The sequence below is a fragment of the Rhodococcus xishaensis genome, assembly GCF_004011825.1.
GTDB classification, from domain to species: Bacteria; Actinomycetota; Actinomycetes; order Mycobacteriales; family Mycobacteriaceae; genus Prescottella; species Prescottella xishaensis.
In genome coordinates, this window is sequence record NZ_RKLO01000021.1 from 1 (window position 1) to 325 (window position 325).

General features: G+C 60.3%; 1 rRNA gene. It reads left to right on the plus strand.

The window, feature by feature from the left end:
* Positions 1 to 240: 240 nt before the first annotated feature.
* Positions 241 to 325 (plus strand): 23S ribosomal RNA (locus tag EGT50_RS16920); the annotation flags it as partial.

The following is a 325-nucleotide window of genomic DNA, read 5'->3' on the forward strand; positions in this document are numbered from 1 at the left end:
GCTCATGGGTGGAACACTGACAGCTTCATCCGCGGATCGGTCGGCCACGAGGCCGGCTGGTGGGTGGTATATCGGCGCACTGTTGGGTCCTGAGAGAACACGTGAGTGTTTCCTCGACGGTAGGACTGATCCTGTTCGGATGGTCGGCGGACCGCACTGCTTCGGTGGTGGTCTGGTGTCGGCGGTGTTCCGGGCGGGGTGTGTTGTTTGAGAACTGCACAGTGGACGCGAGCATCTTTGTTGTAAGTGTTTAAGAGCGTACGGTGGATGCCTTGGCACCAGGAGCCGATGAAGGACGTGGGAGGCTGCGTTAAGCCTCGGGGAG